Origin of the sequence: Microbulbifer sp. SH-1, from assembly GCF_011326135.1 — a bacterium.
Classification (GTDB): Bacteria; Pseudomonadota; Gammaproteobacteria; order Pseudomonadales; family Cellvibrionaceae; genus Microbulbifer; species Microbulbifer harenosus.
Genome location: NZ_CP046948.1, coordinates 1,415,838 through 1,430,065, shown reverse-complemented (window position 1 = coordinate 1,430,065; position 14,228 = coordinate 1,415,838). Strand labels below are relative to the sequence as shown.

The following is a 14,228-nucleotide window of genomic DNA, read 5'->3' as shown; positions in this document are numbered from 1 at the left end:
TGCGGGGCGTATGCGCCTGCCTGGGCCGGTAAAACTATAACGACAATTGCAGTGGTGTAGGCAATGAGTGAATTGCGCGAAGTCAACCTGACATCCGTCAGTTTGGTCAAGGAAGAATTGGTTGCGAGTATTGAGGGGGCCACCGGCTACCTGGACCAGTTTGCCGCTGATCACCGCAACAAGCAGTCGCTGGAGCAGTGCATCCAGGCTCTGCGCCAGGTGACAGGTGTGCTGCAGATGGTGCAGTTGAGCGCTGCGGAGCTGCTCGCCCAGGAAATGCTGACGGCAATGACCGATCTTCTGCAGGACCGCCAGCAATTCCCTATGGAGCTGCTGGAAGGGGTAGGCACAGCCTTTTATGTTTTGACCCGTTACCTGGATTTTGTCCAGAATCGGGGTACCGTTCGTCCCGAACTTCTGGTGCCCTACATCAACAACCTGCGCCTCGCCCGTGCCCAGGCTCCCGTGCCTGAAAGTCACTTTCTACGTTGCCGGCTGGATGCCACCGTGCCGGGAATTGTTTCGTCGTCGGTAGTTTCCGAGGATCTCAAAAGCTTCGTACGCCGTTTCCGTCACATGTACCAAGTGGGCTTGCTGGCGTTGCTAAAAGGCAAGCCACGGGCACCAGCCTACACCATGATGGCGAGGGCACTACAGCGCATTGCCAGCGTGTGTGCCGGCCGCCCAAATGGAAAATTGTGGACCGTGGCCGGCGCGGCGATTGGTGCCATGGCCAGTCGCGAGATGCTGGTCAACCGTCAGCGGGTGATGGTGTTCAGTATGCTGGATCGTCGCTTGCGCAACATCTGCCGGGATGGCGACGCAGTATTGGATCAGCCGGCGCCGCCGGTGCTGGTGAAAGAATGCCTGTATTGGCTCGCCCTGGCGGGCCCCTCCGGGCAGGGCGAAAAGCTCTTGCAGGTGTTCGGTGTGCGCCCGTTGTCTTATCGGGAGCCGGAGTTGGAACGCGACCGTTCCAGCCTCGGTGGGCCCGGTGCCACTGCCATTGCGGCGGTGGCCAACGCACTGGATGAAGAGCTCTCCGGGGTGCGGCGGATTCTCGACGACGCCGAGATGGCGGGCTTCAATGACCTCGGTGAAGAGAGTGGCCTGGTGGAAACACTGCGCCGCATCGCCAACACGCTGATTCTGCTTAACTTCCGTCGCATCGGTGAGAATCTGAACGGTTCGCTGACGGCGTATCAGAGCTGTGCCACCGCGGGTGGGCGCGCTGCCGACAACGCATTGCAACAGCTCACCAATCAAATTCTCGCCGTTGACAGTACCATTCGGGCACTGCGCCAAAGCTCCAGTATTGAACTGGACGAATCCGGTCATGCGGATATCGCGCTGGAGCGCAGTCAACTGGCGGAAGCAGAACTGGCGGTGCTGAAAGAGGCGGAAGCCGGACTGGCGCTGATTAAGCGCGCACTCGGGGCATATGCAGACTCGTCCTTTGACCACGGTCATATTCGCAATGTGTCCACCACCTTAAACAGTGTCCGCGGAGGGCTGGTCGTGCTGAGCCTCAGCCGCGCGGCGGCGGTTGTGGAGCGCCTGGCGCACTTCGTCGATGCGGTGATCGACCAAAAAACCGTTGCGCCGGCGGTGGAGCAATCACTGGAAATCTTCGCGGATGCCATCATCAGTCTCGAATACTATCTGGGAGAGGTGAAACTGCATCGTCAGGCGGATATGAAGTCGCTGGATCTCGCAGTTGAGAGCCTGGAGGCGCTCGGCTACCCCGTTGAGGTTGCCTGAGGTCGCTCCCTTGGTGCAGTCTTGAACGCATTTTTCGGTGAGCAGTCCGTGGTCAGCAATTCAAGTCCTCTCAATCAGAGTCCTATGACAGAGTTCAACCCTGCCGCGCGGGTCTTGCCGCACCCGGTATTTCATTGGCACTTGGTCGTTTCCAATGGCGAAATACTCTGCACCGGTGCAGGGCCGCTGCACGATGTACTGCCGGTCTGGCAGGCGGGTGAAGGGGAAGCCGGGATCGTCAGCCACTATCTGGGCGAATGGCAGGGGAAAGCCTGCGGCGTGCACCACCTGCCGATTCGTGTGGACCTCCCCGGGTGTGAGTGGCGCGGCTTGCGCAGCTTGCTGGGTGTGGTCGAAGAGCCGCTGTTTTTCCTCGCTGGCCGAGCCATGCAGGTGGTCAACTGGGATCTTGATCACCAGCATTGTGGGCGCTGCGGCCTGCGAACAGAGTTCCATCCCCGCGACCGTGCGCGCGTATGCTCTCACTGTAATCTCGCGGTATATCCGCGTATTTCTCCCTGTGTCATCATGCTGATCACCCGCGGTGATGAGTGCCTGCTGGCGCGTCATACCCATCATCGACATTCTCTGTATACCGCGCTGGCCGGTTTTATCGAACCCGGGGAAAGCGCAGAGCAGGCTGTCGCCCGGGAGGCGCGAGAGGAGGTCGGGCTCGACGTAGATGTCACCCGATATGTGGGCACACAGTCCTGGCCTTTCCCCGGCCAATTGATGATCGGATATCTGGCGGAAGCCCGCGGTGGCATCCTGACCCCAGATCAGGAAGAAATTATGGAGGCGCGCTGGTTCCATCGCCGCCAAATTCCCGAAACCATTCCGCCAGCGGAAACTCTGTCCGGTCAACTGATTAGAACATTCATGGATATGGATTGAGCGCTGAGCCAGGTGACGCACCGCCAAATCTGAGGCTTTGATAATGTATATCGCCATTACCTTCGTTATTGCATTTGTTGCTCTGCTTCTGGTGTTTTGGGGCGGTAAAGTGTTGCTCAAGGGCAACTGGCTACTGGGGTTTCTCCGCGGTACGGTCGGCCTGTTATTCCTGGCGGGAGCGCTGTTGATTGTTCTGGTGGCGCTGGATGTATACAGCTATCGCAATCTGGCGAATGAGCACAGTGTTGGCACTGTGTCGTTCGAGCGCCTCGGTGATCAGCATTTCATGGTTAAATTTGCGGACGAAGATGGCATCTCGCAGGAGTTCCAACTCTATGGAGATCAATGGCAATTGGATGCGCGCATGCTGAAATGGAAAGGCGCGCTGGCGCGCTGGGGAATTGAACCAGCCTATCGTCTGGACCGCCTCAGCGGTCGTTACCTGACGCTGCAGGACGAACGCAACAAGCAACGCTCGGTGTATGCCCTGGGGCAGAGCGAATATGGTGTTGATGTCTGGAACCTGTTGCGGGGGATGGACAGCAGTGTACCGGTAGTGGACGCCGTTTACGGTAGTGCGACGTTCCTGCCGATGCAGGATGGCGCTGTATATGAAGTGCGAATCAGCCACACCGGATTGCTTGCGCGCCCGCTGAATCAGCAGGCGCAGTCGGCGTTGAACGAGTGGCGTTGACGCGTCGAACTGCATACACAATTGAAGTGGAATTTTTGGGGGTTGAGTGGAATTTCTGAGTGAATACGGATTGTTTCTGGCAAAGGTCGTTACCATCGTCGTGGCCCTGTTGGTGATCCTCGGTATTGTTGTGGCCAACCGGGCGCATCACCGTGATCGCCAGCCCGGACACATCGCGGTCCACAGACTGAACGACCGCTATGACGATATGAAGGAAGCTCTGCTGGCAGCGGTCTTGGACGATGCCGAATACGCCGAACTTAAAAAACAGCAGGATAAGGACAAGAAGGCTGAGGCCAAGGCGCAAGCAAAAAAACGCAAAGCCGAGTTGAAAGCCGAGGCAAAGGCACGCAAGCACAGAAATAAAGACGTCGCGGAGAAAGACGCACACGAGGTAAAAGTGCCCGAGCAGGCGGAAGCCGATGCCGAAGCGGGGGCCGGAGGCGAACAGTCTGCGCCCGCCATTGAGCGCGACGCGCGCAAAAGACTGTTTGTGGTGCACTTTGACGGCGATATCAAGGCTAGTGCTCTATCCAATTTACGCGAGGAAATTACTGCAATTCTGCAGATTGCGGAGCGTGAAGATGAAGTGGTCGTTTGCCTGGAAAGTCCCGGCGGCATGGTGGCGAACTACGGTCTCGCCGCGAGCCAGTTGGCGCGAGTGCGCAGCGCGGGTGTCAAACTGACCATCATTGTGGACAAGGTGGCAGCCAGTGGCGGGTATATGATGGCCTGTGTGGCGGACCGGATTCTCGCAGCGCCTTTTGCGATGCTGGGCTCTATCGGTGTGGTCGCGCAGTTGCCGAACTTCCATCGTCTGCTGCAACGGAATGATGTGGATTTCGAGCTGTTTACCGCCGGTGAATACAAGCGCACGGTTACTATGTTTGGGGAAAATACCCCGGAAGGAAAAGAGAAATTCCAGAGCGATCTCGAGGAAATTCACACTCTTTTTCAGCATTTTGTTGCAGAGTACCGCCCGCAGCTGGACGTTGCCAAGGTGGCAACCGGCGAAGTGTGGTTTGGTCAGCGTGCGCTGGATCTGGCGTTGGTTGATGAACTGAAAACCTCTGACGAATACCTTACATCCTGCGCGCGCAATGCCGATCTCTACCAGGTTGAGTACAAGGAACGGCAGAACATTGCCAAGAAAATCGGTTTCGCCACGCAGTCCGGGATCGAGAACGCAATCGCACGGTTGTTTTCCCGTCTTGCGGCTTGGCGGCACCAGGCGCAATAGGGCCTACGTGGCACAATGGCAATAACGTCTCAGGGAAACGCTATGGATGACGATAGCTTTCGCGCAATGTGGGTGGAAGAAGTGGCGGCGGGGAAATACGATCAGTCGATCGTCGTGCGGCGTCTACAGGATTTGCCGCCCAATGCGGTCACCATTGCCGTTTCCCACTCTTCGCTGAATTACAAGGACGCGCTGTCGGCGTTTGGTAATCGCGCGGTCACGCGTGAATACCCTCACACTCCCGGCATCGACGCGGCCGGCACCGTAATTGCGGATGCGAGTGGCACCTTCGAATCTGGACAGAAAGTACTGGTAACCGGATACGATCTGGGGATGAATACCGCGGGCGGCCTGGCGGAACGTATTGCCGTGCCGGCGGAGTGGGTGACACCGCTTCCTCCGGGGCTCACACTGCGAGAGGCAATGGTGCTCGGAACGGCGGGTATGACTGCCGCTCTGTGTGTCGAAAAGCTACTGGAGGCGGGTGCCGGACCGGATGACGGGGAGGTGCTGGTTACCGGGGCCACCGGCGGTGTCGGGTCTATTGCGGTGGCGCTGCTGGCCAAACTCGGATTCCGGGTGGCGGCGGTGACTGGCAAGCTCGAGTCCGCGGAATTTCTCACGGGGCTCGGTGCCTGGAAAGTGCTCGACCGGGAGACCCTGGCGCCGTTTGCCAACAAGGCCATCGCCAAACCGCTGTGGGCATGGGCGGTAGATACGGTTGGAGGGGAAACCCTGTTCAACGTAATCAAGTGCCTTAAGTATGGCGGCGGAGTGGCCGCTTGCGGCATGGCGTCCGGCGCACAGTTCCAGGCCAACGTGTTTCCGTTCATTCTGCGCGGTATCAGCCTGCTGGGGGTCGATAGCGTCGAACTGCCGTTGCACAAGAAGGCTGAAGTGTGGGAAAAAATGGCGGGCCCCTGGTATATCGGCGAGCAACTGCAGAAACTTGCGGAGGATATCTCCCTCGAGCAGGCGGCGGAATTTCTCGCACGTCTCCACCGCGGGCACGGAATCGGCCGCTATGTGGTGGATATGACCATATAGCGCTTTGTAGGTCATAATTGTGTGATGCAGTGAGTCTGTTGGGGTGCCCGGCGCCGTGGCGTGGCTCGCCTGCCAGGCTCAGTTGCTATGCTGAGTGATGAGAATAATTTGCAGACGGGACAGATTGATCGGAAACACCATCCTGCCGAAATGCTGTCCCTCCTTTTGTTGATCTGGTAGCTAGCTTTGTCGGTGAATACTCCGCCCCCCCAACAAGGTCAATACAGTGGCAACACCGGTGCACTGGTGCTCTCCGGCGGCGGTGCACGGGCGGCCTATCAGGTGGGGGTTTTAAAGGCCCTCGCGGAGCTGGTGCCGGACGCCGAACCCAACCCCTTCAAGATTATCTGCGGCACTTCTGCCGGCGCGGTCAATGCGCTGCTGTTGGCGAGCCATCCAGGAACCTTCAAAGAGGCGGTGGCGCGCCTGTGCGACTTGTGGATGGGACTGACGGTAGACCGTATCTATCGCAGCAGCTGGACCAGCCTGGCGGGGAATATCCTCACCATTACCCGTTCACTGTTCTCTCACGGTGTCGTGCGCAACAGGGCGCTGGCGTTGCTGGATAACCGCCCGTTGCGGGACCTGGTTATGGAAGTGATACCGTTCACCAATATCCAGCGCAATATCGACGAAGGCCGCCTGCGTGCGGTGAGCGTCAACGCCATGTCGTATCACCAGGGGGAATCTGTCAGCTTTTTCCAGGGGCACGACGAGCTGAAAGAGTGGCGGCGATTCCGACGCTGCGGTGAACGAGCCCGGCTTACGGTGGATCACCTGATGGCCTCGGCGGCTATTCCAACGCTGTTCCCAGCGGTGAAACTTGGCGATGAGTACTTTGGCGATGGCGCGGTGCGCCAGCTGGCGCCCATCAGCCCGGCACTGCATTTGGGCGCGAGCCGCGTATTTGTGGTCGGTGTATCCGACAATCGCTCGCCGGTGCACTGGGGCAAGCGACGCAAGGTGGCGAAACACCCGCCCTCACTGGCACAGATCGGCGGCCAGTTATTTAATGCAGCCTTCATCGACAGTCTCGAGGGGGATCTTGAGCATCTGGAAAGGGTCAATTTGCTACTGGATTCGGTGGAGCGGAAGGCGCTGGAAGAATTGGCGCCCCTGCGCGCGGTGGAATCGGCAGTAATTGAACCCAGCCAAAGTCTGGATCGGATCGCTGGGCGCAAGGTGCGCTTTTTGCCGCCGGCGCTGCGTTGGCTGTTTCGCTCCACCGGCGCCACCACATCGGGTGGCGGCGGGTCGGCGGCGAGTTATCTGCTATTTGAAAAACCTTATGTCGATGAATTGATTGAGCTGGGTTACCAGGACGCCATGTGGGAACGCGATAAACTGAGCGAATTTCTGCGTCCGCGTACACAATTGGTTGAGACTCAGCCGAAGAGCCTTTTTGGAATACGGGTCAAACCCGTAACGGAAGCAAGTAATGACAATCCTCCTTCGTGAATTCAAGTTTTTGCGGCAAGGTATGTCCGTGCGCGGTCTGGTATTGGGCGTGTCGCTAACGTTGGCGGCCTGTGGTACTACCCAGAATGCGCGGGAGCGTGAAACCACACTGCGTCAGCAAAACCAGAGCGAGTACCGGCAACTCTTGGAAGAGGCGTTTCAACTGAGCTTTACCCTGGATTTTGACCGGTTGCGCCGGGCCTATGTGGCATCCCCGGAGTACAACCCCTACGGTGGTGTAAAACTCAAGGGATTGCCGGAAGCATACAGCGCGGTGGAACAGGCGGAGTTTGAAACCTGCCTAAGCAGTGTCGATCAGGTGTTGGAACACAATTATATGAGCCTGGAGGCGCATATGATTGGTGTGGTTTGCAGTGGTCAGGCGGGAGATTTTGATCGCGAGGATCTGCACCGGTATATGGTGGAAGGTCTGATGACTTCCATTGAAAACAGTGGCGATGGAAAAAGCCAGGCCAGCGCGTTTCAGACCATCAGCACTTCGGAGCTGCGCGGTTTCGTGCGCCTCAAGGGGCTGCAGGTACTCGATCAGTCTATTGTTTACGATAAGCAGGGTATCTACGACAAGATGCAGGTGCGCGATCCGGAATCCGGGGAAGAGTATCCACTGTTTTTCAACGTAAGCCAGCAGTTTGCCAGCGGCGGGACAGCGACGGAGTAACACAACGTTATTTCCCGCCCTGCGGCTGATCGGGCAATACTCTGCGCCGGGTTACTACCTCATCAGAGCCATTACATTAAAAATCGGGCGAGTTTTTCCCATTCGAAACGCCGTTTCTGGCGGTCGCTGAAGAGTATTTCCACTCTGGAATCCTCCCACTTTATTACCCGTCCATAACCCAGTTTCTGGTGGTGAACGCTCTCCCCCAATTGCGGCTTTCTCTGGGCCGCGGGTGGGGCGTTGATGTCCGGGTTGTATTCGCAGGCTGCCAGGTAGCGGAGTGCCAGCCGGGTAATGGGAACCTGAGTGGTGATATTGTCGGGCCTTTCCCGCAGAGTCTCTCCGAGCAGGTTGCTGAGCGATAGATGCATTTCGTCCAGAAACAGTGACGGCTTCTGATCCTGGTCCGACCCCGTTGTTTTCAATTGCCCGTTGACAGCACCGGGTTCCGGCGTCAACAGGTAGAGCTGTCTTCGCGCCCGCGTGATGGCCACATACATCAGCCGTCGCTCGCTTTCGGTGGAGGCCGGCGTGGAGAAATCCCGCTGTGGCTGGTACGGCATATTGTGCAGTGTAAGCGAGGGGATGATGACCTGATCCCATTCCAGGCCCTTGGCCTGATGCATCGTGGTGATCTGAATGGTGTCCGCGGGGGCTTCTTCTCCCGTGTTTCCCGCACTTTGGTGTTGTTGCTGCAGTTGCTGCAGGTGTTCCAGGGTTTCTTTGGGCGGCAGCCGCAACTGGTCGAGATACTGGCAGAACGCCAGAATGGTCTGCTGTTTTTCTTCCGCTTGCTGACGGTTGAAGGCGTCTTCACCAATTCCGTTCAGGTAGTCCAGTTCACCCAGTTGCCGGCGCACCAGTTCGCTGCCAAGGCCTCGCCATTTTTCCAATTGCTGCAGCAGGTCTGCCCGCTGGCGCAGCCGTTTGCTCTGTGGCTGGCTCACGGATTCCGGAATCAGCGCGAGCAGCTTTTTCCCCCAGTCTTTTTCGTATTGCCCAAGTTTGTCGCAGAGTGGCTCCAGGGTTGCGCGCGGAATGCGAATGTGGGGTGTAGTGAGCCATTCGTAGAGCCCCTGGCTGCGCCGTGCGGGTGTGAGCTCGGCGAATCGGCCGGCAGCAACGTTCAGACTCCAAAATAGCGGGCGCAATTCCTTTCGTGAGAGAACGGTATTGCGGTTGCCGGAACGGTAGGGAATGTTGTTGGCCAGCAGCGCCAGTTCAAGCGGTGCGGCCAGTGACCAGAGCCGTACCAGCACGGCAATTTCCCGCAGGGGAAGGCCCTGTTGCCGACAGCGACGCACGTGCTCCACCAGCCATTTGCCTTCGTTACCGGTGGCCACCTGGTGCAGCTTGGTTTCCGCCTGTGGATTGCCGGATACACAGAGAATTTCCGCGCGCTCGCGGTTATTGTGAATGAAATGATTGGCGGCGAGCGACAGGCTGTGGCCGTAGCGGAAGGTACGGCTCAACTGGTATACGTTGGAAGGAGGGAAATCGCCATCGAAATGGCGCAAGAGATAATCCGGTTTTGAACCACGCCATTCATAAATAGTCTGGTCCGGATCGCCTATAGCGATCACATTGCCGGATTTGCCGTAAATCGTGCGCAACAGGAAGTGCTGGATCTCGTTGATGTCCTGATACTCATCGACCAGTATGTCCTGATAAAAGCTGCCGTACTCCTCGGCAATGTCCGGTTGCAGGCTGAATAGGATCGCGGGGTCGTAAATCAGGTCGGCATAAGTCACCGCATTCTGTTTGCGCCGCCAGTCTTCAAAATGGCGGAACACCTTGAGGAAATACATATACTCATCACCAAGCCCGAGTTGGCGGAATGCGCTCAGATCACCGGAGAGTATGGTTTTGGTGTAGTCGATAAAAAATTCCGCGGCTTCGGTCTCAGACTGTTTGCGCGAGCGGATATCTTCGAGTTCCGCCGGTGGCGCACAGGCTTCGATGGACTTCCAGACCTGCAGTTGCACAACCGATTGCGGCAAGGGGGTGAGATTGGCGGGGGCTAGGTGCTTGCGTGCAATCATCTGCTGGTACAGACGATAACCGAGGCTGTGAAACGTCTGGACAGCGGGTACCCGATGGTCGCAGAGGGCGCGCAACCGGTCGTGAAAATCGTCGCGTGCGCTGCGGTTGTACATCAATACCAGAATGCGCGTCGGGTCCGCCCCGCCATACAGACGGTTGCGAATATAGTGCAGAAGTGCCGTAGTTTTACCGGAGCCAGCCACGGCTATGATCTTTGCGTGGCCACCGGGATGATTGGCGATGGCTTGTTGCTCTTCCGTGAGATTGGGGGCTTCGCCGGACATGGAAACTCTGTGCTAGCTGATAAATACTGGATATATTGCCAGTATGTGCCCTGAGGGTACAGTCTTTATGTGGCCTCTCCGGAAGGCGAAGGCTGTTCGCTGTCTTTTTGCAGGGCCAGCTCCGCAATGTAGGAGGACAGAAAAATCCGGCCGCTCAGTTGCTCCAGTAGCTTGGAGCGGCTCAGCCGGTCGAGTACCGGTCCCTTTACTTCGGCCAGGTGCAGGCTGATGTCGCGGGTCTTCAGCTCCTTGTTGATTTGCTGTAACCGCTCCAGCGCGGTGCCATCGATACGGCTCACGGAGGAGAGAATAAGAACCAGGTGGCGGGTGCCCGGATGCCGTTTGAGTTCGCTCAGTAGTCGATCTTCCACCGCGCTTATGTTGCTGAAGAACAGGCTTTCGTCGATACGCAAAAACAGGAGCTCTTTCCGTGTTTCCACCTCGTGTCGGAGAACATTGCGGAAATGTTCCGTGCCTGGCACTCGGCCTACCACGGCAATATGTGGCCGGCTACTGCGCCATATCAGCGTTGCGAATGAGAGGCCGATACCCAGTGCAATCCCCACTTCCACGCCAAATAGCAGTACTCCGAGGAAGGTAAACAACATGGCCAGGCCGTCGGTGCGATCGTAGCGCCAGTTGTGGATAAACCCCTTGAAATCAAACAGCCCCGCGGCGGCAACGATGATGATAGCGGCCAGCACGGTCAGTGGCAGGTCGCTAAAAAGCCCCGTTAGAAACAGCAGGATTGGAATCATCAGCAATGCGGCAAATACTCCTGCCAGTGGAGAAGCCGCGCCGGCTTCCGCATTGACGGCCGTGCGCGAAAAGCTGCCGGCGACGGGAAGCCCCCCCGAGAACGCGCTGGCAATATTGGCCGCACCCAGCCCCAATAGCTCGCCGTCTGCATTCAATCGCTCGCGCCGACGTGTGGCGAGAGCCTGTGCGATGGAATGGCTCTCAACAAAACCCAGCAGCGCAATGATCAGGGCAGGGAGCATCACCCGGTATATCAGGTTCCAATCAAGTTCGGGCACGGTGACCGCGGGCAGGCCCGCCGGTATGTCGCCCACCACTTCCAGCTTGTCCGCGAATGCCAGCCAGTGCACCACGGCAATGGCACAGAGCACGAGTAGCATTGGCATCAACCTTGCCGTCAGGCGCGCAATTTGTTTTGGTGCGCCGAGACGGAACAACAGCATGGGCAGCCCGATCCGGCTGACCACCAGAGTGAGCGCGGTGAGCACGCCAAACAGCATGGTGGGAAGGTGGGCCTCGGGCAGGTGTTGGATCACATGCAGGAGCTTGATCGATGCCGTATCGCCCTCCGCCTCAATGCCCAGCAGCGCCGGCAATTGGCCGACAATAATCAATGCGGCGGCGCCGGAGACAAAGCCATTGATGACGGGATGGCTCAGGAGGTTGGAGAGTGCGCCGAGCTTGAGTAGTCCCATGGCGAACAGAAACAGTCCGCTCAGCAGGGTAAGCATGATCGCCGCCGCTATATATTCCGGGCTGCCCACCGGTGCAACGGAAGACAGCGCGGACAGGGTCATTAATGAGAGTACTGCGGCGGGGCCGACAGCCATGGCGCTGCTGCTGCCGAAAATGGCATAAGCGATCAACGGCAGCAGGCTGGCATAGAGGCCGATATGTGGCGGGAGACCGGCAAGTAGTGCATAGGCGAGCCCCTGGGGGACCAGTAGCATGCCGGATACCAAAGCGGCGGTAAGATCAGCAGACAGGTTCTGGCGGCGATACTGTTTCAGCCAGAGGGGTACAGGGGCTTTTACCCGTATCACGTGTCAATGGAAACTCAAGGCCAATGTATCTGATCAGGATAGTCGCTGGCGCTTGGCCTACGCCAGCAGCTATCCCCGCTTTATCCTCGCGAATCAGTTTGCCGGCCGATGGCGTTTTTCCAGCCAGCGGAAGGCCCACATGCCACCGATCATACTAAGGACAAACACGAAGGCTCCGGATTTGAGTGCGCCTGCCGCCACTATACCCGGGCCCGGACAGAAACCGGCGAGCCCCCAGCCGATACCAAAAGCCAGGCTGCCGAGGATCAGCCTGCGGTCGATGTCCCGCTTGCTGGGCAATTGAATCGGGGCACCGACAATGGAGGTGGTTCGTTTTTTTGCGATGGTAAACAGCGGCAGGCCGACAGCAATGGCGCCTCCCATTACGAGTGCCAGTGAGGGGTCCCAGTTGCCAAACAGGTCGAGAAAACCCAGCACCTTTTCCGGGTTGGCCATACCGGAAAGCAACAGCCCAAAGCTGAAGACCAGGCCGGCCGCAAAGGCGGAAAGTGAAAGTTTGTTCATTGGTCAGGCTCCCAGCAGGTGGCGAACGACATACACGGTGGCAAAGCCGCCGCCCATGAAGGCGAGTGTGGCGGCGAGGGAGCGCGGTGAAAGACGCGACAAACCGCAAACACCGTGACCGCTGGTGCAGCCAGCTGCGTAGCGGGTGCCAATGCCCACCAGTAGCCCGGCGGCAATCAGTACGGGCGCAGTTGCACGAATCTCGATAGGGGGAAGGGCGTAAAACAACCCCCAGACGGCCGGTCCGGCCAGTAGCCCGAGTATGAACGCCGCTCGCCAGCGGCGGTCGCCCGGGGTCTGGTCAAGCAGCCCCCCGAGAATCCCTGAGATGCCTGCGATGCGGCCGTTCATAAGAATCAGCCAGGCGCTCGCCAGGCCGATAAGCACCCCGCCGCCGAGGGCGGTGTAGGGGGTAAAAGCATTCCAGTCGATCGTCATGGTGGCAGCTTACTCCGCGCAATAAAGTTGATAGAGCGTCTGTAACAGAGTGAGAACCTTCGGGTCAGCTACCCGATAGTAGACCCGTTTACCCTCCTTGCGGGTTTCAACCAGCCCCTCACGGCGAAGTACACCCAGTTGCTGCGAGAGGCTGGGCTGGCGAATGTCCAGCCGCTCTTCCAAGTCGCCGACACACAACTCCTCCTGACTCAGCAGACACAGCAGGAGCAATCGATCCTGGTTGCCCAGTGAACGCAGCATAAGCGATGCATCGCCGGCAGAAGCGCGCATCTTGTCGAGACTGATATTCGTGGTGTCGGGCATGGGTTGATCCGTGGGGCTTTCACTCTGGGTGTTGATAATATATTGAAAGATAATATATTGAAAGATAATATATTGAAAGATAATATATTGAAAGATAATATATTGAAAGGTATATTGTTTGCGGATCCAATGTCTAGGGGAAATTTTCCATGAACCAGACCAAAGTACTTCCTCACGTTCAGCCGTTTCTCGATGAGATGACAGAAACCTGGAGCTACGTTGTCTACGACCGCGAAGGTGGCAGTGCAGCGGTCATCGACCCGGTGCTGGATTTTGATCAGGCTTCCGGTCGCACCTCCACGGCGGGCGCTGAGAAAATCGTCGCATTTGTGCGGCAAAAAGACCTCGCGGTCGAGTGGGTGCTCGAAACCCACGCCCATGCGGATCACTTGTCCGCGGCGCCATTTATCCGCGCGCAACTTGGCGGCAGGATCGCGATTGGCGATCACATTACGCAGGTTCAAGGCATCTTCCGCAGCGTGTTCAATCTGGAGAAAGAATTCCTCGTAGACGGTTCCCAATTCGACCATTTGTTTGCGGAAAACGAGACCTTTCGCATCGGCGACCTGGGAGGACGCGTGATCTATGTACCCGGTCATACGCCTGCGGACATGGCCTGGTTAATTGGCGACGCACTGTTTGTGGGAGACACCTTGTTCCTGCCGGACGTGGGCAGTGCCCGCTGTGATTTCCCCGGCGGCGACGCGCGATCGCTTTACCGGTCTGTGCGCAGGCTGCTGGAGCTGCCGGAGCAGACCCGCATGTTCATGTGCCATGACTATCCCCCGGATGGCAGCCGCGCCCACCATTGTGAAACAACGGTGGGCGAGCAGAAACGCAGCAACATTCACCTGAAGGACGGCATCAGCGAAGCGCAGTTCGTGAAGATGCGCACCGAGCGCGATGCGACGCTGGGAATGCCGCGCCTGATCATTCCTTCCATTCAGGTCAATATCCGCGCCGGCCAGATGCCGCCTGCCGAAGACAATGGCACCGTGTACCTGAAAGTGCCGGTCAACAAACTTTGACTCCCGGATCA

The 14,228-nt window shown here is 58.0% G+C and carries 13 protein-coding genes; 8 read left to right on the top strand and 5 right to left on the bottom strand.

The window, feature by feature from the left end:
- Positions 1-63 precede the first annotated feature (63 nt).
- The 7 genes from GNX18_RS06295 to GNX18_RS06265 all read left to right on the top strand — a co-directional run bounded on the left by GNX18_RS06295 (position 64) and on the right by GNX18_RS06265 (position 7,773).
- Positions 64-1,761 (top strand): hypothetical protein, encoded by a 1,698-nt coding sequence (locus tag GNX18_RS06295; protein ID WP_166216251.1) that lies wholly within the window; start codon positions 64-66, stop codon positions 1,759-1,761.
- Positions 1,762-1,845: 84 nt separating this feature from the next.
- Positions 1,846-2,655: an NAD(+) diphosphatase gene (gene nudC / locus GNX18_RS06290; RefSeq protein ID WP_138234742.1), complete on the top strand. Its 810-nt coding sequence runs from the start codon at positions 1,846-1,848 to the stop codon at positions 2,653-2,655.
- Positions 2,656-2,698: 43 nt separating this feature from the next.
- The gene (locus GNX18_RS06285) at positions 2,699-3,349 is read left to right on the top strand and encodes a cation/multidrug efflux pump (RefSeq protein ID WP_138234741.1); all 651 of its coding nucleotides are present in this window, start codon (positions 2,699-2,701) and stop codon (positions 3,347-3,349) included.
- Between the two features lie 46 nt (positions 3,350-3,395).
- Positions 3,396-4,589, top strand: a complete 1,194-nt coding sequence (gene sohB, locus GNX18_RS06280; RefSeq protein ID WP_166216248.1) for a protease SohB — start codon at positions 3,396-3,398, stop codon at positions 4,587-4,589.
- 42 nt (positions 4,590-4,631) lie between these two features.
- Positions 4,632-5,636, top strand: coding sequence for a YhdH/YhfP family quinone oxidoreductase (locus GNX18_RS06275; protein ID WP_240914262.1), 1,005 nt, complete (start codon positions 4,632-4,634; stop codon positions 5,634-5,636).
- 192 nt (positions 5,637-5,828) lie between these two features.
- Positions 5,829-7,094: a patatin-like phospholipase family protein gene (locus GNX18_RS06270; protein WP_166216242.1), complete on the top strand. Its 1,266-nt coding sequence runs from the start codon at positions 5,829-5,831 to the stop codon at positions 7,092-7,094.
- Positions 7,075-7,773, top strand: a complete 699-nt coding sequence (locus GNX18_RS06265) for a DUF4919 domain-containing protein (RefSeq protein ID WP_138234737.1) — start codon at positions 7,075-7,077, stop codon at positions 7,771-7,773. Before GNX18_RS06270 ends, GNX18_RS06265 begins: the two co-directional genes overlap by 20 nt.
- Before the next feature lie 71 nt (positions 7,774-7,844).
- Here the strand turns inward: GNX18_RS06265 and GNX18_RS06260 are convergent, their stop codons facing one another.
- From GNX18_RS06260 to GNX18_RS06240, 5 genes are all read right to left on the bottom strand, one after another.
- The gene (locus GNX18_RS06260) at positions 7,845-10,100 is read right to left on the bottom strand and encodes an ATP-dependent helicase (RefSeq protein WP_166216239.1); all 2,256 of its coding nucleotides are present in this window, start codon (positions 10,098-10,100) and stop codon (positions 7,845-7,847) included.
- A gap of 65 nt (positions 10,101-10,165) precedes the next feature.
- Positions 10,166-11,902, bottom strand: a complete 1,737-nt coding sequence (locus GNX18_RS06255; protein WP_240914261.1) for a sulfate permease — start codon at positions 11,900-11,902, stop codon at positions 10,166-10,168.
- A gap of 93 nt (positions 11,903-11,995) precedes the next feature.
- Complete coding sequence (locus GNX18_RS06250) at positions 11,996-12,427, bottom strand: YeeE/YedE family protein (RefSeq protein ID WP_166216236.1); 432 nt, start codon at positions 12,425-12,427, stop codon at positions 11,996-11,998.
- A 3-nt stretch (positions 12,428-12,430) separates the two neighbouring features.
- Complete coding sequence (locus GNX18_RS06245) at positions 12,431-12,865, bottom strand: YeeE/YedE family protein (protein WP_166216233.1); 435 nt, start codon at positions 12,863-12,865, stop codon at positions 12,431-12,433.
- Positions 12,866-12,874: 9 nt separating this feature from the next.
- The gene (locus GNX18_RS06240; RefSeq protein ID WP_166216230.1) at positions 12,875-13,189 is read right to left on the bottom strand and encodes a metalloregulator ArsR/SmtB family transcription factor; all 315 of its coding nucleotides are present in this window, start codon (positions 13,187-13,189) and stop codon (positions 12,875-12,877) included.
- A gap of 149 nt (positions 13,190-13,338) precedes the next feature.
- On the opposite strand from GNX18_RS06240, the gene GNX18_RS06235 reads away from it, so the two are divergent.
- On the top strand, positions 13,339-14,217 hold the full coding sequence (locus GNX18_RS06235) for an MBL fold metallo-hydrolase (RefSeq protein WP_166216227.1): 879 nt from the start codon (positions 13,339-13,341) through the stop codon (positions 14,215-14,217).
- The last annotated feature ends 11 nt before the right edge of the window (positions 14,218-14,228 follow it).

Bases quoted from the DNA above. Each gene is read 5' to 3' on its own strand.
- GNX18_RS06275 (WP_240914262.1), top strand. From the start codon at position 4,632: ATGGATGACGATAGCTTTCGCGCAATGTGGGTGGAAGAAGTGGCGGCG.
- GNX18_RS06295 (WP_166216251.1), top strand. From the start codon at position 64: ATGAGTGAATTGCGCGAAGTCAACCTGACATCCGTCAGTTTGGTCAAG.
- GNX18_RS06245 (WP_166216233.1), bottom strand. From the start codon at position 12,865: ATGACGATCGACTGGAATGCTTTTACCCCCTACACCGCCCTCGGCGGC.
- GNX18_RS06240 (WP_166216230.1), bottom strand. From the start codon at position 13,189: ATGCCCGACACCACGAATATCAGTCTCGACAAGATGCGCGCTTCTGCC.
- GNX18_RS06250 (WP_166216236.1), bottom strand. From the start codon at position 12,427: ATGAACAAACTTTCACTTTCCGCCTTTGCGGCCGGCCTGGTCTTCAGC.
- GNX18_RS06235 (WP_166216227.1), top strand. From the start codon at position 13,339: ATGAACCAGACCAAAGTACTTCCTCACGTTCAGCCGTTTCTCGATGAG.
- GNX18_RS06285 (WP_138234741.1), top strand. From the start codon at position 2,699: ATGTATATCGCCATTACCTTCGTTATTGCATTTGTTGCTCTGCTTCTG.
- nudC (WP_138234742.1), top strand. From the start codon at position 1,846: ATGACAGAGTTCAACCCTGCCGCGCGGGTCTTGCCGCACCCGGTATTT.
- GNX18_RS06260 (WP_166216239.1), bottom strand. From the start codon at position 10,100: ATGTCCGGCGAAGCCCCCAATCTCACGGAAGAGCAACAAGCCATCGCC.
- GNX18_RS06265 (WP_138234737.1), top strand. From the start codon at position 7,075: ATGACAATCCTCCTTCGTGAATTCAAGTTTTTGCGGCAAGGTATGTCC.